General features: G+C 37.2%; 21 protein-coding genes. 13 read left to right on the plus strand and 8 right to left on the minus strand.

All coding sequences use genetic code 11. The annotated features are described in order from the left end of the window. Window positions 1–159: 159 nt before the first annotated feature. From VB694_RS19430 to VB694_RS19455, 6 genes are all read left to right on the plus strand, one after another. Window positions 160–1320, plus strand: coding sequence for a DUF58 domain-containing protein (locus tag VB694_RS19430; RefSeq protein ID WP_323361978.1), 1161 nt, complete (start codon window positions 160–162; stop codon window positions 1318–1320). 135 nt (window positions 1321–1455) lie between these two features. After that, entirely contained in the window at window positions 1456–1821 is a 366-nt protein-coding gene (locus VB694_RS19435; RefSeq protein WP_323362016.1) for a ferredoxin-thioredoxin reductase catalytic domain-containing protein, read from the plus strand. Then, on the plus strand, window positions 1818–2210 hold the full coding sequence (locus VB694_RS19440; protein ID WP_323361979.1) for a DUF309 domain-containing protein: 393 nt from the start codon (window positions 1818–1820) through the stop codon (window positions 2208–2210). Before VB694_RS19435 ends, VB694_RS19440 begins: the two co-directional genes overlap by 4 nt. A gap of 139 nt (window positions 2211–2349) precedes the next feature. Beyond that, entirely contained in the window at window positions 2350–2847 is a 498-nt protein-coding gene (locus tag VB694_RS19445; RefSeq protein ID WP_323361980.1) for an LptA/OstA family protein, read from the plus strand. A 26-nt stretch (window positions 2848–2873) separates the two neighbouring features. Next, window positions 2874–3602, plus strand: a complete 729-nt coding sequence (gene lptB, locus VB694_RS19450; RefSeq protein ID WP_323361981.1) for an LPS export ABC transporter ATP-binding protein — start codon at window positions 2874–2876, stop codon at window positions 3600–3602. Window positions 3603–3750: 148 nt separating this feature from the next. Then, window positions 3751–4866 (plus strand): LptF/LptG family permease, encoded by a 1116-nt coding sequence (locus VB694_RS19455; RefSeq protein WP_323362017.1) that lies wholly within the window; start codon window positions 3751–3753, stop codon window positions 4864–4866. A 270-nt stretch (window positions 4867–5136) separates the two neighbouring features. Here the strand turns inward: VB694_RS19455 and VB694_RS19460 are convergent, their stop codons facing one another. The 3 genes from VB694_RS19460 to VB694_RS19470 all read right to left on the minus strand — a co-directional run bounded on the left by VB694_RS19460 (window position 5137) and on the right by VB694_RS19470 (window position 7059). After that, window positions 5137–5610, minus strand: coding sequence for an ArsC/Spx/MgsR family protein (locus tag VB694_RS19460; protein WP_323361982.1), 474 nt, complete (start codon window positions 5608–5610; stop codon window positions 5137–5139). 118 nt (window positions 5611–5728) lie between these two features. Further along, window positions 5729–6340 carry a cupin gene (locus tag VB694_RS19465; RefSeq protein WP_323361983.1) on the minus strand — a complete coding sequence of 204 codons (612 nt, stop codon included), beginning with the start codon at window positions 6338–6340 and terminating at the stop codon, window positions 5729–5731. 236 nt (window positions 6341–6576) lie between these two features. Further along, a complete protein-coding gene (locus tag VB694_RS19470; RefSeq protein WP_323361984.1) occupies window positions 6577–7059 on the minus strand; it encodes a hypothetical protein in 483 nt (160 codons plus the stop codon). 335 nt (window positions 7060–7394) lie between these two features. Between VB694_RS19470 and VB694_RS19475 the strand changes: the two genes are divergently transcribed. Then, a complete protein-coding gene (locus VB694_RS19475; RefSeq protein ID WP_323361985.1) occupies window positions 7395–9191 on the plus strand; it encodes a bifunctional serine/threonine-protein kinase/formylglycine-generating enzyme family protein in 1797 nt (598 codons plus the stop codon). 458 nt (window positions 9192–9649) lie between these two features. Here the strand turns inward: VB694_RS19475 and VB694_RS19480 are convergent, their stop codons facing one another. Then, complete coding sequence (locus tag VB694_RS19480; protein ID WP_323361986.1) at window positions 9650–10219, minus strand: Uma2 family endonuclease; 570 nt, start codon at window positions 10217–10219, stop codon at window positions 9650–9652. Between the two features lie 152 nt (window positions 10220–10371). On the opposite strand from VB694_RS19480, the gene VB694_RS19485 reads away from it, so the two are divergent. Continuing rightward, window positions 10372–10938, plus strand: a complete 567-nt coding sequence (locus VB694_RS19485) for a Uma2 family endonuclease (protein ID WP_323361987.1) — start codon at window positions 10372–10374, stop codon at window positions 10936–10938. A gap of 191 nt (window positions 10939–11129) precedes the next feature. Here the strand turns inward: VB694_RS19485 and VB694_RS19490 are convergent, their stop codons facing one another. From VB694_RS19490 to fdxB, 4 genes are all read right to left on the minus strand, one after another. Continuing rightward, window positions 11130–11726, minus strand: coding sequence for a heme-copper oxidase subunit III (locus VB694_RS19490; RefSeq protein WP_323361988.1), 597 nt, complete (start codon window positions 11724–11726; stop codon window positions 11130–11132). Window positions 11727–11859: 133 nt separating this feature from the next. Continuing rightward, the gene (gene ctaD / locus VB694_RS19495; protein WP_323361989.1) at window positions 11860–13524 is read right to left on the minus strand and encodes a cytochrome c oxidase subunit I; all 1665 of its coding nucleotides are present in this window, start codon (window positions 13522–13524) and stop codon (window positions 11860–11862) included. Between the two features lie 122 nt (window positions 13525–13646). After that, window positions 13647–14633 carry a cytochrome c oxidase subunit II gene (locus VB694_RS19500; protein WP_323361990.1) on the minus strand — a complete coding sequence of 329 codons (987 nt, stop codon included), beginning with the start codon at window positions 14631–14633 and terminating at the stop codon, window positions 13647–13649. A 581-nt stretch (window positions 14634–15214) separates the two neighbouring features. Then, entirely contained in the window at window positions 15215–15508 is a 294-nt protein-coding gene (fdxB, locus tag VB694_RS19505) for a ferredoxin III, nif-specific (protein WP_323361991.1), read from the minus strand. Window positions 15509–16350: 842 nt separating this feature from the next. Here fdxB and VB694_RS19510 point away from each other — a divergent pair. From VB694_RS19510 to VB694_RS19530, 5 genes are all read left to right on the plus strand, one after another. Beyond that, window positions 16351–17940 (plus strand): helix-turn-helix domain-containing protein, encoded by a 1590-nt coding sequence (locus VB694_RS19510; protein WP_323361992.1) that lies wholly within the window; start codon window positions 16351–16353, stop codon window positions 17938–17940. Window positions 17941–18649: 709 nt separating this feature from the next. Beyond that, window positions 18650–19258 carry a class I SAM-dependent methyltransferase gene (locus tag VB694_RS19515; RefSeq protein WP_323361993.1) on the plus strand — a complete coding sequence of 203 codons (609 nt, stop codon included), beginning with the start codon at window positions 18650–18652 and terminating at the stop codon, window positions 19256–19258. Window positions 19259–19658: 400 nt separating this feature from the next. After that, entirely contained in the window at window positions 19659–21419 is a 1761-nt protein-coding gene (locus VB694_RS19520) for a ShlB/FhaC/HecB family hemolysin secretion/activation protein (RefSeq protein ID WP_323361994.1), read from the plus strand. Between the two features lie 213 nt (window positions 21420–21632). Then, a complete protein-coding gene (locus VB694_RS19525; RefSeq protein WP_323361995.1) occupies window positions 21633–22139 on the plus strand; it encodes a DUF192 domain-containing protein in 507 nt (168 codons plus the stop codon). A 631-nt stretch (window positions 22140–22770) separates the two neighbouring features. Next, on the plus strand, window positions 22771–22998 hold the full coding sequence (locus VB694_RS19530; protein ID WP_096566475.1) for a DUF2949 domain-containing protein: 228 nt from the start codon (window positions 22771–22773) through the stop codon (window positions 22996–22998). Window positions 22999–23328: the final 330 nt, after the last annotated feature.

Genomic DNA, 23328 nt, shown 5'->3' on the forward strand with positions numbered 1-23328 from the left:
TTATTGGCCTTGTGCTGGTGCTGGGTCGAGTCTCCAGGAGAAGTAATTTTCTGGGTTGTTGTCAGGGTCGTGTGAAACGTTAAAAATCTCAACTTACTGATGGGGATGTACAAACCCCATCTTCAACGAAGTAAGATGGGGTCGTTCATAAAAGAAACTATGAAAATCACCAAAAACATCACCAATTGGCTAGAAACCCACGCCTCATCTCCTACCTATGGCGGTTGGGTCTTAGCCGGCGTTGCTATTTGTTATTTAGGCGCTGCTATCAACACCATGGCGGGCTGGTTATATGTAATTAGTGGCATATCTCTGGCTTTATTAGGTGTATCAATTTTCTTAGCACCGCGATCGCTCAAAAATCTAGTCATCAAACGCTCTCCCATTGCACCAGTCAGCGTTGGCGATGAACTGAAAATTGAAATTGAAATCCATAATCTTACCCAGCGACCTGTAACTTTATTACAAGTTGCTGATATACTGCCTTTCATTTTAGGCAAACCAGTCAAACAGCCCATTGATAGCATTGAGGCAAAAAATAGTTACCTGTGGCAATACTACTACCCCACTCAACGACGGGGAATATACAGATGGCAAACAGTAGAATTAGCTACAGGTGCGCCCTGGGGTTTATTTTGGTGTCGTCGCCAACGAGAGTGCAAAGCTAGAGGTATCGTCTATCCCACAGTTTTACCCCTCAGCACCTGTCCCCTAGTTGATGAAATTGGCCAAGATGACAGTCAGAGAAATGATCCCCGTGGTAAACCATTACAATTAGCCACAACAGGATTAGTGCGATCGCTCCGTCCCTATCGCATCGGTGATCCTACGCGGCTGATTCATTGGCGTACCAGTGCGCGTTATGGAGAATTGCGAGTACGCGAATTAGAACTGATCACAGGGGGACAAGAAATCATTATTGCCCTTGATAGCGCAGCCAACTGGCAAGAAGCACAATTTGAACAAGCCGTAACTGCTGCTGCATCCTTATATTTTTATGCTCAAAAACAACAATTACAAGTAGAACTTTGGACAGCAGCGACAGGTTTAGTCAAAGGTGATATTACTGTTCTGGAAACACTAGCAGCAACCAACCCTCTGGAAGAAGCGAATACACTACCAGAGAAATACCCCCTAATTTGGCTTACCCAAAATCCCCTCACCTTAGCTGACTTACCTCTGGGAAGTCGTTGGGTTTTATGGGAGAATGTCAACTCATCCTCAGCACAAGTCGTAGTCAATCGAGATTACCCCGGCATCATCCTGCAAAGTGAACAAGAACTACAACTTCAGTTGCAAAAACCATTAAGTTCCTTTTAAAAGCAGATCGAAGAGTCAGGAGCAAGAATTTATTTTTTCCAATCCCCAATCCCCAATCCCCAATCCCCAATCCCCAATCCCCCCTGCCTGTGGTGTACAATGCAAAGAAATATTTAAATTATGAACACCGATCCCATGATCAATTCAGAAGTTAACACAAAATCCAGTGAAAAAAGCCTAGAAGCAATGCGGCATTTTTCCGAACAATACGCAAAGCGGACTGGAACATACTTCTGTACTGAACCTTCTGTGACAGCAGTCGTGATTGAAGGTTTAGCCAAACATAAAGACGACCTGGGTGCGCCTTTGTGTCCCTGTCGTCACTATGAAGACAAAGAAGCGGAAGTCAACGCAGCTTATTGGAACTGTCCTTGTGTACCCATGCGAGAACGCAAAGAATGTCACTGTATGCTATTTCTCACCAGTGATAATGATTTTGCCTGTGAAAGACAAGAAATTTCTCTGGAAACCATCAAAGAAGTCCGCGAGAGCATGGGATGAGTGAAAACCTACCCCAAGAGTTTTGGCTAGGAGTAGAACAGTTCAACTCTGGACAGTTCTACGCTTGTCATGATACCCTGGAAGCTCTGTGGATTGAAGCAACTGAACCAGAGAAAAGTTTGTATCAGGGTATTTTGCAAATTGCTGTAGCTTTATATCACTTGGGCAATGGCAACTTGCGCGGAGCAATGATTTTATTAGGAGAAGGTAGTAACCGTCTGCGTCGTTACCCAGACAATGATTGCGGTATCAATGTAGAAAAATTGTTGCTTGAGAGTGTGGCATTTTTAAAGGTACTCCAACAAATAGAGTTAGAAAAAATTCCTAGTAGTAATGTGGGTGAAAATGCAGTTTTACCTTTACCCAACATTTTTATTATTAAGGAATAGCAGTAATATCACGTCTGGTTCATTACTTATTTACCAATCACCAGATCAAACAGACTTGATATAACGAAACCTTCAGGTTGCAGAAAGCGTCAAGTTTACCAACTAGAATATAACCTGAAATCTTCTATCCCCAATTTTTATGATACCTTCCTATCAATTGCCAAAATTACAAATGCACCGTCTAGGATTAGCTCTGATGCTGCCTGTAGCCCTCTTGGGTGCAGCAACCCTTTCTCACCAACTCCCTACCGCTACAGCCCAATCTGCTGGGGGAAATCGCCCGCTGACTATTCGCTCTGATGTGCAGGAATATGATGCTAAATCTCAAGTAATTACTGCTCGTGGTAATGTGCAGATGTTGTATCCTGCTCGTCAGTTACAAGCCACTTCAGCCCAAGCGCAATACTTCAGCAAAGAACGCAGGATTGATTTTAGTGGCAATGTCTATATTTTGCAACAAGGTAATAATAGTATTAGGGCTGAGAGGGTTACTTATTTAATTGATGAAGGTCGATTTATTGCCTTACCTCAGTCCAATCGTCAGGTAGAATCTGTCTACATGGTGGATGACACTAATGTTAATGGACAAACGGCTAAACCTGCGCCCAAAACACCAGCCTTGAAACGTTCTAATTAACATTTTTTACCACAAAACTACAAATAGTGAAAATTGTTTTAGAAAATATTCACAAATCTTATGGTAAGCGAGTAATTGTCAATCGTGTTAACCTTTCTGTTTCCCAAGGTGAGATTGTCGGATTACTCGGACCTAATGGTGCTGGTAAAACTACCACATTTTATATTGCTACAGGTTTAGAAAAACCCAATCAAGGTAGAGTGTGGTTAGATAATTTAGATATTACAGGAATGCCAATGCACAAAAGAGCCAGATTAGGCATTGGCTATTTGGCACAGGAAGCAAGTGTATTTCGTCAACTTTCGGTGATAGATAATATTCTCCTAGTCCTAGAACAAACTAATGTGCCACGGAGACAATGGTCGCAACGATTGCATGATTTAATCGGGGAGTTTCGCTTAGAAAAAGTTGCCAATAGTAAAGGTATTCAACTTTCTGGAGGTGAACGACGGAGGACAGAATTAGCTAGGGCTTTGGCAGCAGGAAGAGATGGTCCAAAATTTTTATTTTTAGATGAACCATTTGCCGGAGTTGATCCGATTGCAGTTTCGGAAATTCAACAAATTGTGGGACAATTGCGCGATCGCGGAATGGGAATTTTAATCACAGATCATAATGTCCGCGAAACTCTGGCTATTACAGATCGTGCCTACATTATGCGGGAAGGTCAAATTCTCGCTTTTGGCATTGCTGATGAACTTTATAATAACCCGTTGGTGCGACAATATTATTTAGGTGATAAATTTTCCGCCTAAATAACGCCTAAATAAAATCAGGAATAGAGAACGACAAAAATTTAGGCACATTTTTAATTAGGCGTAGTTTAAAATTTTAATTGGGATTATGGTATCTAAGCAGATTAAATCTTTCTACACCGTTTCTTCACTGCTGCCTTTTTCCATCATGGATCGCTATTTGGCTATGCAGTTGCTACCGTTATTTTTATTTGGAGTGGGGGCATTTACTTCTGTAGTTTTAGCCATTGATAGCTTATTTGAATTATTACGAAAAGTAGTAGAATCTGGATTACCAATTAATATTGCATTGAAGGTTTTTTTATTAAAATTGCCTTATGTAATGGTTTATTCTTTCCCCATGTCTACTTTATTAGCTACGTTGATGACTTACAGCAAGTTATCTAGTGAGAGTGAATTAATAGCTTTACGAGGATGCGGAGTTAGTGTTTATCGGATGGTACTAACTGCTGTAATATTAAGTAGTTTAATTACAGGTATGACTTATGTTTTTAATGAACAAATTGCCCCAGCAGCAAATTATGAAGCAACTCGGACTCTAGAACAAGCAATCAAATCAGACAAACCATCATTTAAACAACAAAATATTTATTATCCTGAATACAGGGAAGTTAAAGCGGAAGATGGTAGCACAAATAAATTACTTTCTCGCTTGTTTTATGCTGACCAATTTGATGGTAAGCAAATGAAAGGGTTAACAATTATCGACCGTTCTAGAGAAGGAGTAAATCAAATTTTAGTTTCTGAATCTGCGGAATGGAATGCTTCTGAAAAAGTTTGGGATTTTTATAATGGTACTATTTATTTAGTTGCCCCTGACCGTTCTTATCGTAATATTTTGCGGTTTGAACATCAACAATTGCAACTACCACGCACGCCTTTAAATTTAGCAGAAAATAGCCGGGATTACGGAGAAATGAATATTTCCCAAGCCTTACAACAATTAGAAGTAGAACGTTTGGCAGGGAATCCTCAGAAAATTAGAAAATTGGAGGTGCGGATTCAACAAAAAATTGCCTTTCCTTTTGTTTGTATTATTTTTGGTTTAGTTGGTTCTGCGATGGGAAGCATACCTCAACGTACTGGTAGAGGTACGAGTTTTGGTATTAGTGTAATTGTGATTTTTACTTACTATTTATTATTATCAGTTTCTGGGGCTTTGGCACAGGCAGAGATACTTTCTCCAATCATAGGCGCTTGGTTGCCTAATTTGTTTGGTTTAGGAACAGGTTTATTTTTGTTAATGCGAGTTGCCCAAAGGTAAATTAAAAGAATTTAGAATTTAGAATTTAGAATTTAGAATTTAGAATTTAGAATTACGTTTTGCAACGGGGATTTTAACCCCTAAAGTTGCTTAAATAAATGTTTATCCCCATCACCTCTTGGAAACATACAGGAGCTAGAGTAATCGTTCATACCCAGATCCCCGACTTCTAAGATCAATTTATCATTTATGGACACAATAAATAAAAGAAGTCGGGGATCTTATCGCCTTACTTGAATTCTTACGAATGCTGCTGTATTTGGATCAAAATTAATGATGTTTACAACCACCTTCTCCATGATGGTGGTGTTCGTGATTTTTGCCATGAGCGCAGCCCTGAAGGTCTTGCTGCATGAGGTTTTCACTCATTTCTTTAAAAGAGTCATCGACGGGTTTTAAGCCTATCCATGCGTCAATTTTATCGGTATCAAAGCCTATTTCTCGTTTATCTCCTACTTCCAATAAAGGACGACGAATTAATAAAGGGTCTCTAAGCATCATTACCAAAGCGGTGTCAGCGTCGATGTTTTCGGGAATCACCTCTCCTGATTTTATCCGAGGTGCGGCTTTATTAAACCATTCGATGACGGGGCGATCGCCAAAAAATGATTTTAATTTTTCCACTGTCCAAGGTTCTGTTAATAAACTATATGCTACTACTTGATGACCTGCGGCTGTGAGTAATACTTTTTGTCTGGTATTGTTTTTACAGCCTGGTTTTTCATAGAAAATTACTCTGGCCATTGCTATATCTCCTATTGATTTCTAGATCGAAAATAATTAAACGCGGATAAACGCAGATGAACGCAGATATTATTATATTTATCAGATTAAACTGTTATTGATGTTTTTGTGACTACATTTAAAATTTTTTAGCACTATGGTTAATTACATCAAATTCCCATCTCTGTTTTGGGTTTGTTTCTCCATAAATATTAAATGTTACTGTTGGTTCTTCCCCAATGGCTTGAACATGATGTATTGTCTCAGGTGTAAAGCTGATAATATCACCGGGGGATAAATTTATTTCTCCTGTTTTTTCAATTTTATCAGGAAATTCTGGGTTGGAACTGCGTCGCCAAAATGTGTTTTTTTCCTGACCTTTTAATATTGCAACTATTCCCCAAGTTCCATGATTATGAATATTAGAAGTTGTTCCTGGTGCAAATGTGACTGTTTGTACAGTTAAGGGAAATCCTAATTCATCATATAACAATAAAACCGAATTTCCTGTTTTTGGATCGGGTTTGATAAATTGACTTTGTACCCAATAGGAATTAATAATCAATCGTCTAACTAACATTCTCATTTCTGGTAGATGAGTTGATTCATCCTCAGCATTATTGAGAACATCTTCTATCTCAGTTAGAAACCGATATAGACGATAATTATCACGCAATAAATCCCATTCTCTCGCTGATTTACAGATTTGAATCTTTCCATCTCCAGCGACAAACAAATCCTTTCCTTGCATAATTTATATACTATAAACTACTAATATTTAGGTAAGAAAATTATGGGAGGATTTGCTTGAGGCATTTTAGTTACAGGAGTCATAGGAGATTCAGGAAGTCCAGGTAGGATAATATTATTCTTAGTAGATAATGGAAGCGATTGAGCAGAAGTTGGATTGATGAAAAAACAATTATTCATGATGCTTAATTCTAGGATTTGTTACTAGGTAAAAGTTTCGGTCAATTACGGATTATTTTAATCTTCTTCTGGGGAACGGGTTAAAATATCCAGAAGAATACCAGCACCAAAATCATTTTTATCATCAATACCTTTAATTTTGGCACTGATTTCTTGAGCTTTTTCTAATTCTCCTAGTTTAGCTAATACTAACCCAGAAGCAGCATAAGCATTTAAGAAAAGTCTGATTTTAGGTTCTTCTTTTCTTTGAACTAAAATAGGTTTTAGTTTTTCCCAGTTATCGGGTAATTTCTCGACTTCTTTAATTTTAGCAATTATTTTCTCTGCTGTTGTCAGTGCTAGAACATAATTATTTTTGTAATAAAAATATCTATAAGCTGCAACTAAAACGTCTGTGTTGTCTCCTGTTTTAGCTAATGCTTGCTGCATATATTTTGTAGATTCTTCTGTATTTTCCCAGGTTTGGGTTGCTAATATTAATAGTTCTTTGACATCATCAGATACATCAAACCAGGAGAACTTATTGGTGTTGGTTTGCATAATATTTAAACATAGTAAATTGTCTGAATCAGGATTTCCAGGATTTGAGGATTTTCAGGATGTAATTTACCAATTACCAATTTAATTTATAGCATAGACTAGACGTAATTCTGTAAATTTTATATTATCTCAATATCTATCTTGAAAAATAATAAATAATTAACCAGAATCATAAATTACACATAACTAGGAAATATAGCAATTCTAAATAATTTATGAACAAAAAGATCCCCGACTTCTTCAAGAAGTCGGGGATCTGAACCTCTCGTCTCGTGTAAATCCTGATTCTGACAGTAGTATGCTAAAATCATCACTAGATATACCCAGCAACTACCATGAGTCAATGTCTCAATCCTGACTGTCTTTACCAAAATCCCCAGGGTACTAGCTTTTGTCAACGTTGTGGAAATAAAATCATCTTAGATGACCGTTATCTACCGATTAAATTTATCGGAGAAGGTGGTTTTGGGAGGACTTTTCAAGCTGTAGATGTGAAAAGATTAAATACTCCCTGTGTCATTAAACAATTTTTACCCCAACAAGCAGGAAGTTCATCTTTACCAAAAGCTACAGAATTATTTCAACAAGAAGCTAAACGACTGCAAGAGTTAGGAAAACATTCCCAAATACCAGATTTACTCGCTTTCTTTCCCCAGGATGGTAGATTGTATTTAATACAGGAATTTATTGATGGTCAAAATTTATTGGAAGAGTTACAAATTCAAGGTCAATTAAATGAATCCCAAATTAAAAATATTTTAACAGAATTATTACCAGTTTTGCAATTTATTCACGACAATAAAGTAATTCATCGAGATATTAAACCAGAAAATATTATTAGAAGTAAAAACGGTAAATTATTCCTAATTGATTTTGGTGTTTCTAAGGAAACCAGTGGCAGTATTTTAACTAGAGTTGGTACGATTACAGGTACTCCTGGATATGCACCACCGGAACAATTTCGCGGGATGGTTTACCCAAGTAGTGATCTTTATAGTTTAGCTGTTACTTGTGTACGTTTATTGACGGGACATTTTCAAAAAATTGATGGTTCAGATCAGTTATTTGATACTATAAATATGGAATGGCAATGGCAAAAGTATGTTTCTTTAAGTCAGGAATTAACTGATATTTTAGAAACAATGTTGCAGGATATTCCTAAAAAACGCTATCATTCAGCAGCAGAAGTTTTAGCAGCATTAAAAAATCCCATTCCTAGAAAAACCGTTGTTATTCCTAACCCACCACCTCCGCAAACACCACCAAGTCCTAATAATCCATTTAAACAAATTTTTCAACAGTTTGTTTCTCCCCCAAATAATCCACCTCAACCAACAATCATTAAACCTCAACCTACTAATTCTCACACATCATTTACCGAAGATTTAGGTAATGGTGTATTGTTAGAAATGATTGCTATTCCTGGGGGAAGTTTTTTGATGGGTTCACCGGAAAATGAACCGGAAAGACGTGATTCAGAAAGTCCCCAACATCGGGTAACTATTCAACCATTTTACATGGGCAAGTTTACTGTTACTCAGGCACAATGGGAAAGGGTAGCGGTTTTACCAAAAATTAAACAGGATTTAAATCCTAAACCTTCTCGCTTTTCTGGTAAAAATAGACCAGTGGAACAGGTTTCATGGCTTGACGCACAGGAATTTTGTGCTAGAATAAGCAAAGCTACAGGTAAAAAATATCGTCTTCCCAGTGAAGCTGAATGGGAATACGCCTGTAGAGCCGGAACAACTACACCATTTTATTTTGGTGATAATATTACCACTGATTTGGTAAATTACCATTGTAATTATCCCTATAATTCCGGTGCAAAAGGTAAATATCGAAAACAAACCACTGATGTAGGTTCTTTTCCCCCTAACAAATTTGGTTTGTATGATATGCACGGGAATGTTTGGGAGTGGTGTGAAGATGACTGGCACGAAAATTATATAAATGCGCCTGTAGATGGCAGTGTTTGGATTAATCAAAGCGGCGGGTATAGACTGCTGCGTGGTGGTTCTTGGAACGCCCTCGCTAGAGGCTGTCGTTCTGCGTTTCGTTTCAGCCTCACGCGTGTCAATAGGGACTACTACGTGGGTTTCCGTGTAGTCGTATCTTCCAGGACTCAGTAGCCCTTTGCTCTTTTTCCCTTTTGCGCTCTGCGCTTTTTTCTTTGCCCTTTCCCTTCGCCGTCAGGCGATCAATTTTTTTGCGTTTTTTTGAAGTGCGGTATTGGGGTTTGGGATTATTTGATTTTGGGTGTGGGGAGATGAATATCTATAATAAAGTTATTATACTTAGAATAATAGATAATTCAGAAATTGTCAAGGGGTTATTTGTCAGAAATGGCTAACGCCACGCTACGCGAACAGGATGTCCAGGATTTAAGGATTTATAGGATGTAATTTAACAACGACGCAAAGATCCCCGACTTCTGAGATCAATCATCTTATTAATGATAAATTAATCAAAGAAGTCGGGGATCTGAATATTATTTTATTCTGGGAAAAAACCAAGATCCCCGACTTCTTTAATCAATCATCTTATTTAATGATAAATTTATCAAAGAAGTTGGGGATCTGAATATTGCTTACTCAAAAACAACACCGCGATAAATTTCTGCTATCGGTAATTCAACCCCAATTGACTCCAAAGTAATAGATTTTTCTAAATTATTAAAATCACTTAATAACCAACCTTGAGATTGTTTACTATATTTTTCTATAAAAATTTCATCTTGTTCAACTAATAAATATTCACAAAAACTGCTAATTGAGCGATACATTCTAAACTTGTCTTTGTGGTCATAATCTGCGGTAGAAGGAGATAATACTTCTATAATTAAAGTAGGATTTAAAACTTCATCACTGCGATTTTCATGTAATTGTGGTTCACCTGCAAAAACCATCACGTCTGGATATAAACCCCTTCTATATTCAGGTATCCATAAACGTAAATCACTATTAATTGGCTCAAATTGACTATCACGCAGAAGAAATTTTAGAAATGCAAAAATATTACCACTGATACGGCTGTGGTTGAGTGATCCTCCTGGCATTGGTACAATTTCTCCATCATGATATTCGTTGCGTCCTTCTGCTGTTTCTTCAATAGCGCGATATTCATCTAAACTATAACGACGCTCAACAGTGGTAATCATTATGCTGTCACCGATTACGTAGCAAGTATTATGATTATAGCAGAATTGCGGCTAATTTTCAGAATCAGGATTTACAGGATGTGATTGGATGATGTTTTAATACTTATAAATAATGTTAAAATTAAACCATCAGTAATCATGGAGTAAATGTCATGGTACAAACTAAACATAGATTTGCAAGTTTTGAAGAATATTTATCTTATGATGATGGCACTGATAACTTGTATGAATTGTTTAATGGAGAGTTGATTGAAATGCCACCAGAGTCAGGAATTAATGTGCAGATTGCTAATCGTCTTTTTCTCATTTTTGCATTGTTAATAGGCATTGATAGAGTGCGGGGACATGGTTTGGAATTGGAAATAAGAGGAGAACCAAGAAACCGTTATCCTGATTTAACTATTATTCGAGAAGAGCATATTCAACAATTAGCAAACCGGAATACTATTCGCCTCTCAATGTCACCACCTTTATTGGTTGTTGAAGTTGTTAGTCCTGGGGAATTACAAAGAGATAGAGATTTTATTGCTAAACGTCTACAGTATCAAGATTGTGGTATTCCTGAATATTGGATTATTAACCCCCAAAATCAAAGTATTTTAGTTTTAGAATTAGTCAATGAAATTTATCATGAGATTGGGATTTTTTGTGGTGATGATTTAGTTATTTCTCCACAATTTAATAGTCTCAATTTACAAACATCACAGATTTTTGATTAATCAGGAGTTTCTTTTGTCACCGATTACATTGAAGTCATCATGATTATAGCAAAATTGCGGCTAATTGTCAGAACCAGGATATCCAGGATTTAAGGATTTACAGGATTTTAGTTATGCAGCAAAGATCCCCGACTTCTTTTAGTAATTTATCATTGAGTAATATCATTAATATTAGAAGTCGGGGATCTGACTTAAAATGCGTTGAGAATGTAAACCAAGGTGAAGAGAACAATCCAAATGATATCAACAAAGTGCCAGTAAATTTCTGCCATTTCGATGCCTGTATGTTTGGTATCAGAATAATGACCACGACGGAGAGAACGCCATAATACTCCCAAGATTAACAACAATCCGATAAAGACGTGTAAACCGTGGAAACCAGTCATTAAATAAAAGCAATTGGCGAAAATATTGGTGGTTAAACCATAACCCAAATTCATGTATTCATAAACCTGACCGGCTAGGAATACAGCACCCATAACTGCGGTGATAAAATACCAAAACCGCATCCAACCCACACTATTTCTTTTAATTGCCATATCACCAAAGTGAATGACAAAACTGCTAGAAACCAGGATGATGGTGTTAATTGTAGGGATAAATAATTCTACTTCTGTTCCTTCTGGTGGCCAAACTGCGGTAGTACCTCTAAAAAATAAGTAGGTAGCGAAAAATCCACCAAACATCAAAGATTCAGAAACCAGAAAAGTCAAGAGTCCCCAAACTCTTAAATCTTGATGTGCTTCATGTCCACCTTCGTGATGTTCACCTGTTGTAATTGCAGTCATACTATTTTCCTAGTGAATGATGAATAGATGTAGGTTGAGTTAACAGGGTGAGCGCAACCCAACAAACCCCCAAAATGTTGGGTTTCCTGAATTTCCAAAATGTTGGATTTCCTGAAGTCAACCCAACCTACATTTAACTTACTGCTTCTGTTACTGATGAAGATTCATCATCGTTATGACCATAGTCATAGGGTCCATGAGTAACAACAGGTAAAACTTCCCAGTTTTCAATAATTGGGGGTGAACTGGTTGTCCATTCCAAAGTTAAACTTTCCCAAGGGTTATCACCTGCAAATTCTCCTTCTGTCCAGCTTTTAAAGGCGTTGTAAGCGAAGGGAATTACTGAAATACCCAAAATGAATGCGCCAATGGTGCAAAGCTGGTTTAAGCTCATAAATTGGGGGTCATACATAGCAACTCGGCGAGGCATTCCTTGTAAACCGAGTTTGTGCATGGGTAAAAATGTTAAATTAGTCCCAATTAATGTCAGAACAAAATGAACTCTTCCCCAGGTTTCGTTCATCATTCTGCCGGTCATTTTGGGGAACCAATGATAGATACCTGCGTAAATACCAAATACAGAACCACCAAATAAAACGTAGTGGAAATGTGCGACTACATAATAGGTGTCGTGAACGTGAACATCAAAGGGTGCTGTTCCCATGGTTACGCCACTTAAACCACCCATGACGAACATTGATAATAAACCAATTGCGAATAACATTGCTGTGGTAAAGCGGATTTTTCCACCCCAAAGTGTTGCTACCCAACCGAAAATTTTGACACCTGTGGGAACTGCAACTATGAGTGTGGAAATAGTGAAGAACATCCGCATCCATCCGGGTGTTCCACTGGTGAACATATGGTGAACCCAGACGAATAAACCGACGACGCAAATAGCGACTGTGGAAAAAGCGATCGCTTTATAACCAAAAATCTGTTTGCGTGCATGGGTGGGAATTACTTCTGACATAATCCCAAAAATTGGCAGAATCATTAAATAAACTGCCGGGTGGGAATAAAACCAGAATAAATGTTGGTAAATAACGACGTTACCACCTGCATCTGGTTTGAAGAAAGAAGTACCGAAGTTAATATCAAACAACAGCAGAATTAAACCTGCTGCTAATACTGGCGTGGATACAAGTGCGAGGATAGAAGTTGCTAAAATTGCCCAGCAAAATAGGGGAATTTGATCCCATTTCATGCTGGGAACTTTCATCATCAAAATGGTGATGACAAAGTTTAATGAACCCAAAATTGAGGAAGTTCCTACTAACACAATTGCCAAAATCCACATACTTTGAGCAATTGGGGCGGTAACTAAACTTAAAGGTGGGTAAGCTGTCCAACCTGATTGAGAACCACCGAAGATGAAACTTAGTAATAACAGTAAACCTGCGGGTGGGTTTAACCAAAAGGCGATCGCATTTAATTTAGGAAATGCCATATCTCTAGCACCCACCATTAAGGGAACTAGATAATTACCAAATCCGCCAATTGCACTGGGAACAATCCAGAGAAAAATCATGATTGTGCCATGATTGGTCATGAAGGCGTTATACAAATTCGGATCAAGAAAATCAGAATCTGGTGTTGCTAATTCCGTGCGGAGAGCGATCGCCATCAACCCACCAATCAAATAAAATGCGAAGGATGTCACTAAATATTGAATCCCAATTACTTTGTGATCAATATTAAAAGTGAAGTAGTCCTTCAATTTCCATGCTTGGTGATGTTGAGTGTGAGACACTACCTTTTCTGGTGGTGTATTTGGTGGAAATTCTATTTGTGTCATGCTTTTTTCAGTGTTCAGTTTTCAGTGAAATGTAGGGGCGAAGCATTCGGAAGATAAACGTGGGGAAAAACCGATAATTAATCGACCAAATGCTTCGCCCCTACTTGGGGAAAAACCGATAATTAATCGACCAAATGCTTCGTCCCTACGACTAATGAATCAAGATTTGCTTGACTCACTCCCATATCCTTTACATAAGGAGCAAGAAATTCAGGTGTAGATAAATTAGCAGGATTTACTGCTACAACTTGAGGTTGTCCTTGTTTTTGAGCAATCTGATTTTCTGTTAACCAGCTATCAAAATCTTCTTGGCTGTGGACAATAACTTGTGTCCGCATTGCGCCGTGATAACCACCACACAATTCTGCACAAACAACGGGATAAGTACCTGGTTTTGTAGCCACAAAACGCAATTCAGTCGCAATACCAGGAAGTGCATCTTGTTTGAGACGAAATTGAGGAACCCAGAAAGAATGAATTACATCATCTGCGGATAAATTTAACTGCACATCAGCACCAACAGGAACGTGTAATTCACCAGCAGAAATACCTGTTTCGGGATAGTTAAATAACCAAGCAAACTGAATCCCTTTAACATCAACTACCAAATCTGCTGGTTTATTTTGAGTTTGAGGACTGCCACCAATACCAATATTAGGAGCAGCTAAAGATTGAGAACCATCACTCATACTAGCAGCCATCGCTGTACCGGAAACATGAGCAACATGGCCATGAGGATGACTACCTGGTTCTAAACCTCCCATTTGGTTATAAATATCTACGCTATAGATACCTAAACCAATCACAATGACGCTAGGAACTGCTGTCCAAAAGATTTCTAAGGCTAAATTACCTTCTACGGGTGTACCATCACTATTGTCTCCTGGACGGCGACGATAGATAAATAAGAACACTAGAATCGTGCCTTCCACTACCAGAAAAAGAGCGATCGCAATGGTAAACATGATATTAAATAATCCGTCTACCAAAGGTGCTTGTTCGGATGCTTGTACTGGCAATAAATTGTGATTTTGACCAATCCAGATGCTGATAGGGGAAATTATCATCCCAGCTAAAAGCGTCCACAACGACACAGGAACTTTTTGCATACTAGCTGTTCTCTATCAGTTATCAGTTATCAGTTACAGCAGGGAACAGGGAACAGGGAACAGGTTTAAAAGTCCCTTAGCATCAGGCTTTATCGTTCACATCTGTACCTCATTGATCTGCAATCTGCTGTATCAGTTATCAGTTATCAATTTGTTTATTGTTTACTGATTTAGTGCATCACTTCTGCTATTGATATTTACCTATAGCTAAATTATTTCCATAGCTAAGAGGTTTCACAATTTCAGAGGTGTTTTTGATTTTCACTTATTACCGTTCTAACTTGCACTAAATTAAAAGTGCTGAAACTTCCATATTTTTTCATATCTCTCTTCCAAATATTACAAATTATATTTTTGTGAGAGAAAAATTGAACCAGATCCCCGACTTCTTTAAGAAGTCGGGGATCTATCTCTGTTTAATGTTGAGATAGTCGATCAATAACAATTTTAAATTTATGTTTTTGTTTATTGTGAACTTTTTAACAAATTTAAATAAATTAAGTAAGGATTGAGTATTCCCCTCTAATTACCTGGCTAGGCTCAAATACACAAGTTAAGACTTTAGTTAATTACCAAAAATCTTAGCTGTCTAATGTTGCATGAGAATAACAATTTTTGGGACAAATCCGAGAACAAGCTTCACAACCAATACAGTTTTCTGGATGAGCAACTACCATCACTTTGCGTTCAATTTCTTCATCATCTTCGTCTTCTACAAATTCACCTTCTTCATTCAATGCCATCAAGCCTAAAACTTTGTGACCACATACTTTAATACATCTGCCACAACCGATACATTTATCTTTGTCAATTTCTGTAGCAAATTTAGGTGTCCAAGTGCCACCGCCAAATCTTACTCCTGTTAATGTTGCCATGAATCTATCCTCAGCAATTTTGCTTACAAATTAGTTGGTGATTTACTCTTAATACTAGCCTAATATTTTTTAATATTGATGATAAAAATTAACTTTTTTATCAAGTTTTGCTGACTTGCTAAAATATCTCAATTTAGTTTGTAAAATAAACCATTTTAAATGCAATTCATTACTAATAAAATCCAGGCTTAATCCTTGCGTATCCAAGAAATAGCCAAAAAATTATAGATATATTTGAGAATAGAGATATTAATATTTTTCGATATTTTTCGCAAAAATAAAATTATTTCTATGATCTAAAAGGTATGAGTAAAGTATTTACGGATACTAAAAATTAGTTATTTGTCAGTTATGCAAATATCTATACAAATGCCAAGAGAGCAAAAGTTATATTTTGAACTTATCTAACAAGAATATACTTGAGCTTTTGCATAAAATTATGATCTCAATATTAACCAAATAAAAACAATTCCTAATTTTATATATGTTCCTTAAAAACAGTTTAAGCAAGGAATTCTAAGGAAATCAAAACATAAATATTTAAAACACCCTCTAAGCTCATTATGAACAAACTTAGCGAAATCTTTATGAAATGTATAGTTAATGAAGAAGCAATGAAGCCTTGGTTTAAAGGTCTAAAAGAGGGAGGTGATAAGTGATAGAAAATACAAATTACCATCTCTCACTTTAAATCATGAACCTGATAACTGTTAACCGCTAAGTGAGGCGAGAAGAAATTTTCTTGTCATGGAGATAATTTGGTAGCAAGTTATGAATCAAGAGGAGACATCGAGGGGAGACTTGAGCCAAACATCTCAGCAATTAGAGTAGGAAGAAGCCTTATGCCTTATACAATTCCTAATCAAAATTGTGGTAGATGTGATAAATGCCGCCTCCAATGTCCTACGGGTGCAATCAAAATTGAAAATAATGAATATTGGATTGATCCTTGTCTTTGTAACAATTGCGAGGGTTATTATCCAGAACCACAATGTGTAATTGCTTGTCCAACAAATTCTCCTATACCGTGGCAAGCAAAAAAAGGCAGATGCAAAGTTGAAGCGCGAGAACCTACCAGTCCTGATTTGTTTTCTAATGGCAAGAATCACCCTTTTGCTTCGGCAATAGTTATCTGGGAAGCTTGCAACCTACTAGCACAACGTAAATCATTAAACTGGGAAACAGACGCAGAAGGTAATTTACACTATAGCCGACAGGTGAATCAAGGTCGGGGTGCAATTTCATTTTACATCCAAGACCCATTTCAAGTTAGTAACCTGGCGCAAAATTTACCAGTAATTGAAAATCTCGATCTTCGAGCAGCTTGTATTCATCTGATTTTTGCTGCTCATGCTACAGTCTTAGATCAACCGTGGGAACAAGAATTTGCTATTGATGAACGCCAAATTGAAAAATACTTGGGATTAGAAAAACGCAAAGACCTAAACAAAATCACCAAGCTATGTTTAATTAAGAACATCGTTCAGCAAGCTTGCTCACTCATAGTTTCTATTGACTGGCCACAACGGGGTAAAGTTCCCGGCTTTTCTGTTCAAGAAAGTCGTCTGTGGCATTTAACAGATATTCAGCATCACTTTCAAGAAGACAAGCAAGGTTCTAAATATCTAATTGGCTTGACATTTAAGGTCAAAGCTGGTGTTTGGGCGCAGCATTTCCTAAATAAACAAGGCTGTAAAGAGCGGACTGGATTCTATCAATATGGTAGTCTTCCGAAAACGCTGTTAAATACAGTTATGAGTCTTTGGCAGCAACATGAAGGCGCAGTGAGATTGATGTTATGGTTACTTTTTAAAACCAAAATGGGTAGAGAACAACGCATCACTATTCCTACTTTACTGCGCGTTGCTTATGGTGAGGAAAAAATTAACCTAGCTTCTAGATTACGGGATGAACGTAAACGTCTATTACGAACATTTGAAAATGATTTAGAAGTTCTCAATCATTATGGAGTTAAGGCAATTTTTGACCCAGTTACCTATCCTCCAGAAATCCAACCTTTGTGGGCTAAATTAGTTGATATTCCCGAAGATCCAGATGAGGCTTTGGAATTTTGGATTAATGACGGTGGTGGTGATCATCGCCTTACAGATAGCGGACCCCGTGGTAAATGGAATATGCTAATGAATGCGCGGATTCTATCTTTTGAACTACCACCAGAATGGGAACAATTAAGTTCAGAAGCAGAGAAAAAAAAGCGGCGTACTGTTAGGAGTAAAAGAATTCTCAAAACCCCAGATGATTTATTAGCTGCACAGGTTTTGCAAGCCCGCAAAGATATTAATATCTCCCAAAGGGAACTAGCCAAGCTGACAGGTAAAAGTCAAAGTTGGATTCGTGATGTAGAAAATGGTCGTCTGAAACCCAAACCAGAAGATCAAGCCTTATTAAGGAGGGTGCTGAACATTCTTTAATGTCATCTCGTTCCCAGTCTCCGGCTGGGAATGCCATCTCAGAGGCTCTGCTTCAAACACCCTCTTAGAAAGACGAAGTTTTCAACCCCAATTTTCGATAAGTGAACTCCATAGAATGATTGATCCTGTTTTAATATCATTCCCCTAAAGCTTCCGCGAAAGTAGGGGTAATTCATGAATTACCCCTACACTATTGGATCATGTTTTTTGTGGAGTTCTCTAAGTAAATTAAAAAGTGATACCTTTTTTGCTGTACCGCAAGATACTCTCTCTTTTGAATATTTATATAGCTAATACTTATCAGACTTTCCAAATCATTTAAAAATTTATAACCTTCAAAATTTTTCCTTTATATTTTCTTAATAATTAATTGAGAATTATTTTTATTTATCAACGGTATTGCAATACTTTCAGCGATATGCTATGATTTATGAGAATTTGTAATTTCGATTATTGTGCCTATTTGTAAGATTGAGTTGAAAGCATAAGTTTAAAAGCCTTCATTTATAAGCACTTCAGGAATTGCGAACAAAAAATAATACAAAACTTAATAAATTAGTCAAGGATTAGTAAAACAAATTTTGCCTAAATTCGATGCTGTTGTTTGATGGATAGAATTTTGAGTATTGACAAATAAGAAATTTTGTGATATTAGACCTGCTTGATTAGCATGACATGAGTAAATAAAGCTTACACCAAACAGTAACCGATGAATAACTTTATCAATAATAAAAAACAACTCTTTGATCGCTGGGCATCAAGCTACGATTGGACATTTCCCTCTTTTATTTACCAAGCTATCCATAAAAGATTGATTTCTCAAATTCAACTACCAGCAAATGCTAACGTACTTGATTTAGGTTGTGGAACGGGACGCTTACTAAATAGATTAGCGAGTCATTTTCCTAACTTGCGCGGGACAGGATTAGATTTATCTCCTCAAATGTTGCGGGTTGCTAGACAAAGTAATCAACACCATCCGCGATTAATTTATCTTGAAGGTAATGCTGAATCACTGCCTTTTGCTGAAGGTCAATTTAATGCGGTTTTTAACACTATCAGTTTCCTACATTATCCTCAACCAGAAAAAGTTTTAAATGAAGTTGCACGGGTACTTTCTCCTGGTGGAAACTTTTATTTAGTTGATATAACGGCTGATAATTCTGCTTTTAAACTCATGGCCAATTCTCCAACAGGAATTAAATTTTATCATCAAGAACAACGTCAACAATTAGGTGCTGGGGCTGGACTTTTGTGTTTAGGTCATTATTATTTATTAGGTCCAGTATTGTTAACAGTTTTTGCTAAACCTGAGTAGGTTAATCAATACATCAGCGGTTAGCTACACAAACTAAGTCCACCTATTCCTACGGTTTCGTAAGGGATAGGTATAAATCTAGACTTTACTTTATAAACATCCTCTTAGGATTATAGGGCTGTATAGACTGTATTTGTGAGGTTTTGGATAAATTTGAGAGCAAATAATTAATCAAATCAAGTACGTAATAAGCCAATTAAATTTACTGGTATGATTAAAGTAATAATTATTTGGTGTATCATACGCAAAGTATCGTGATTGCTCATAGTCAAACTTGAGATATTCACGAACTTCAGATAGAATACTTAGTATTTATTACTCCTGTTAGTAAATGCTACCGATGGTGTTTGATTTCATAATTGTTAAGTCGTCAGTTTGAAATTAAGGTGTGTAAGGAAAAGTGAAAAATCAAAATTTTAAAAAATACATATTTTATGTTTCAATTTTGTCTGGGGAATTTTTTCTTTCTAATTTTTCATTACCAGTCAATGCTCAAATAATTACCCAAACTGTAACCCCAACACCTGAGCAACTTAGGGAACTAGAAAAACAACCGACTTACTCACCTAATTTTGGTCCTCTACCAGAAACACCTTTACCACCCCTAGAAGAATTACTTCCCAAACCAGATACCACTCCAACGACTCCCCAGCCATCACTAGAAGAGATTCCTGGAACAATTACAATTACAAAGTTTGAAGTTATTGGTAGTACAGTTTTCAGTCAAGAAGAACTAGCAAAAAAACTAGAACCTTTTACTAATACTCCTATTTCTTTTGCTGAATTATTGAAGGCTAAAGAAGTTATTAATGAATTATATTTAGAAAATGGTTATATTACCTCTGGAGCTTTTATTCCTCCCCAAGAATTAAAAGATGGAGTGGTAAAAATTGCAGTAATTGAAGGTAAAGTTGAATCAATTAATATTTCTGGGTTGAACAGATTGCGGCCTGGTTATGTTCGTAGTAGATTAGCTTTAGCAACAAAAGCACCTTTAGATCAAAATCGCTTGCTGCAGGCTTTGCAAATGTTGCAAATTGATCCTCTAATTGCTAATTTATCAGCAGAATTAGCTGCTGGTTCTCGTGCTGGGGTAAGCGTTTTAGAAATTAAAGTGCGAGAGGCTGACGCTTTTTCAACAGAGATAAGTATTGATAATCAGCGATCGCCTAGTGTGGGTAGTGTGCGTCGTCAACTGCAAATCAATCACAACAATTTTTTAGGATTTGGAGATCGCTTTCAAGTTGGTTATATTAATACTGATGGTAGCAACTCCCTCAATGATTTGAGCTACACATTTCCCATCAATCCCTACAACGGGACTATCGGCTTGAGCTACAGTCGCACCCATACCAACATTATTGAAGATCCATTTAACATCTTAGATATTCAATCTGCATCTCGCAACTATCAAATTACTTATCGTCAACCCCTTTATCAAAGCCCGACAAAAGAATTTATATTGGGTTTAACAGGTTCTAGACAAGAGTCAGAAACCACCCTTTTAGATGAACCTTTTCCCTTATCTCCCGGTGCAAATGATCAAGGGGAAGTGAGAATTTCTGCTCTCCGTTTTTTTCAGGAATATACTCAACGAGATAGTCAGCAAGTTTTTGCATTGCGATCGCAATTTAGCTTAGGAATTAATGCTTTTAATGCCACAAATAATGATGACGCTCCTGATAGTCAGTTTTTAACATGGCGTGGACAAACTCAATATTTGCGGTTATTAACACCAGATACAACATTATTATTGAGATCAGATATGCAATTAAGCGATCGCCCCTTAGTTGCACTAGAGCAATTTAGCGCCGGTGGACAGCAGAGCGTGCGCGGTTATCGACAAGACTCTTTACTAGCTGATAATGGCTTATTTGCCTCCGCAGAAATTCGTACAGCAATTCTGCGCGTCCCCAAATGGCAAACCACTTTAGAATTAACTCCCTTTTTCGATTTGGGTACTGTTTGGAATCACTCAAATTCTGATGTAGACATCAAGCAAAAAACCCTATCGTCACTAGGTGTAGGTTTACGTTTATTAGTAGGTCAAAATTTTAACGCCAGATTTGATTGGGGTGTTCCCTTAGTTAAAGTTGATAGAACCGGAAACTCTTTACAAGAAAACGGTCTTTATTTCTCCATTGAATATAAACCTTTTTAGATACCCAATCACCATTTCTGTATAGAAAACAACATTAACCTTTCTATTTAAGGGGGGTAAGTTTTAATGACAAAAAAATAATTGAAAATAACGGGCTATTTTGTCTAAATTTCTGTAAAATCGAAATCTAAATTACAAAAACCTTAATTATTCAGTTCATACCTCCTGCTTCCTTCCACTTGTCCATTGATAAATTTGAATTTTCAATTGCCTATGTTTCGTCAGCTAACTTTGTTTTGTATATTACTGAGTGTTTTCCTGATAGGTTGTTCTCCACCAACCACAGCTAAACCTACGAATACATCAGTTGCTCAAATTCAAGCACCATTATCTCAAGGTCAAAATTTGCCAATTTCTGCTAAAGCGACCATTCCCAATGGCACACAAATCAACTTAGAAGTAGCGCAAACACCAGAACAGCAGGCGATGGGGTTAATGTATCGACCAGCTTTACCAGATGACAGGGGAATGTTGTTTGTATTTCCCTCACCCCAACCAGTCAGATTCTGGATGAAAAATGTACCCGTAGCTTTAGATATGGTATTTCTGCAAAATGGGGTGATTAAGTATATCCAGACTGCTGCACCCCCCTGTAATAGCGAACCTTGCCCCACCTACGGACCGAATGAGCCAATAGACCAAGTAATTGAACTCAGGTCTGGACGCGCTCAGGAATTAGGTTTACAGGTAGGAGATCAGGTCAAAATTCAGTTGTTATAGCAGCAGTCACAAGACAAAAGTTGATTCATTTCCCCCAGTACACTGCGGCGTAAGTAAACCAACCATTCTCAATCGCTAAAAAATTTATGACCTATTACTTTTGACTTTTGACTTTTGACTTTTGATTTTTGACTTCCGCCTTGCGGTACTAGTCCCCGTTCCCTATATGAAGAATTGGTCAAGTTTGTATAAAGATACTGTGGTAAAAAAACTATTCCGTGAAATAAAGAGGTTAATATTTACCAGTAGTTCTCTTGACATTAGACCTAGCTTTTCCATAGCTAAAATCTTGGATTGAAAGTTTCATTCCAAAAATCCTCCTTTTGACATAAGTGTAAATAGTCATCAATAGACGAGTATAAGCTATGGAATCTTTGTTACTTCAGATGTGATGACATCAAGCACAAAAAACTCAATGGGATGAAGCCAATTTAAGGAGATAGTTAGTCCTACTTCAGTTTAGGGAAAACAAGCAGAATAAAACTAATCTTTTGTCAAAAAATTTAGCAGGAATAAATCATGACCTGCTACGAGGAAATAAAAATCATCTGTGCTGGAGTATTTATTCAGTCATAGGACAGTGACACATCAAATACTGGCTTTAGATCACTGAGAAAAGAGGAAAGGATATATGATAATACACTCTACCCAAGGAGGTGAGATACAAATGGCACAATCAAGATATTCTCGTTTAATTAATTTTCTCCAGGAAGATTTGGCAATTTCCGCAGCATCTCTATCTGTGGCTTTGCGTCATCGTGAGCAGGATACAGGCTCTTTAACGATGATCCTGTGGCAGTATGGATTGATTACCCTAGAACAGTTAGAACAAATTTATGACTGGTTGGAGACTGCATAAGTAAGCAATAGAAACCCAGAAAATCTATTGCTGGTAAATATTCTGGCGGCTAAATCTATGCAAATTCAATGTGGAACGGTTGAGCTACTTCAGGAGAATTGAGGTATGTCAAATCAACTCTGCTCTTTGCAAAGTTTGATCAATAGAACAATTAACTCAGACAGTTTTTACTCATTCATATCTAAAATAAAAAGGCGAGTTGATCAAAAACTCGCCTTTTTAATGTCAGGAGTCAGGAGTCAGGAGTCAGAAGGCATAAAGAAAGTAATTAATATATATTCTCCCCAATCCCCAATCCCCAATCCCCAATCCCCAATCCCCAATCCCCAA

This window comes from Anabaena sp. UHCC 0451, assembly GCF_034931405.1.
Lineage (GTDB): Bacteria > Cyanobacteriota > Cyanobacteriia > Cyanobacteriales > Nostocaceae > RDYJ01.

Bases quoted from the DNA above. Each gene is read 5' to 3' on its own strand.
- VB694_RS19440 (WP_323361979.1), top strand. From the start codon at position 1,818: ATGAGTGAAAACCTACCCCAAGAGTTTTGGCTAGGAGTAGAACAGTTC.
- VB694_RS19430 (WP_323361978.1), top strand. From the start codon at position 160: ATGAAAATCACCAAAAACATCACCAATTGGCTAGAAACCCACGCCTCA.
- VB694_RS19445 (WP_323361980.1), top strand. From the start codon at position 2,350: ATGATACCTTCCTATCAATTGCCAAAATTACAAATGCACCGTCTAGGA.
- VB694_RS19480 (WP_323361986.1), bottom strand. From the start codon at position 10,219: ATGATTACCACTGTTGAGCGTCGTTATAGTTTAGATGAATATCGCGCT.
- VB694_RS19460 (WP_323361982.1), bottom strand. From the start codon at position 5,610: ATGGCCAGAGTAATTTTCTATGAAAAACCAGGCTGTAAAAACAATACC.
- VB694_RS19525 (WP_323361995.1), top strand. From the start codon at position 21,633: ATGTTTCGTCAGCTAACTTTGTTTTGTATATTACTGAGTGTTTTCCTG.
- ctaD (WP_323361989.1), bottom strand. From the start codon at position 13,524: ATGACACAAATAGAATTTCCACCAAATACACCACCAGAAAAGGTAGTG.
- VB694_RS19515 (WP_323361993.1), top strand. From the start codon at position 18,650: ATGAATAACTTTATCAATAATAAAAAACAACTCTTTGATCGCTGGGCA.
- VB694_RS19530 (WP_096566475.1), top strand. From the start codon at position 22,771: ATGATAATACACTCTACCCAAGGAGGTGAGATACAAATGGCACAATCA.
- VB694_RS19470 (WP_323361984.1), bottom strand. From the start codon at position 7,059: ATGCAAACCAACACCAATAAGTTCTCCTGGTTTGATGTATCTGATGAT.
- VB694_RS19490 (WP_323361988.1), bottom strand. From the start codon at position 11,726: ATGACTGCAATTACAACAGGTGAACATCACGAAGGTGGACATGAAGCA.
- VB694_RS19465 (WP_323361983.1), bottom strand. From the start codon at position 6,340: ATGCAAGGAAAGGATTTGTTTGTCGCTGGAGATGGAAAGATTCAAATC.
- VB694_RS19500 (WP_323361990.1), bottom strand. From the start codon at position 14,633: ATGCAAAAAGTTCCTGTGTCGTTGTGGACGCTTTTAGCTGGGATGATA.
- VB694_RS19475 (WP_323361985.1), top strand. From the start codon at position 7,395: ATGAGTCAATGTCTCAATCCTGACTGTCTTTACCAAAATCCCCAGGGT.
- VB694_RS19510 (WP_323361992.1), top strand. From the start codon at position 16,351: ATGCCTTATACAATTCCTAATCAAAATTGTGGTAGATGTGATAAATGC.
- VB694_RS19455 (WP_323362017.1), top strand. From the start codon at position 3,751: ATGGATCGCTATTTGGCTATGCAGTTGCTACCGTTATTTTTATTTGGA.
- VB694_RS19485 (WP_323361987.1), top strand. From the start codon at position 10,372: ATGGTACAAACTAAACATAGATTTGCAAGTTTTGAAGAATATTTATCT.
- VB694_RS19435 (WP_323362016.1), top strand. From the start codon at position 1,456: ATGATCAATTCAGAAGTTAACACAAAATCCAGTGAAAAAAGCCTAGAA.
- fdxB (WP_323361991.1), bottom strand. From the start codon at position 15,508: ATGGCAACATTAACAGGAGTAAGATTTGGCGGTGGCACTTGGACACCT.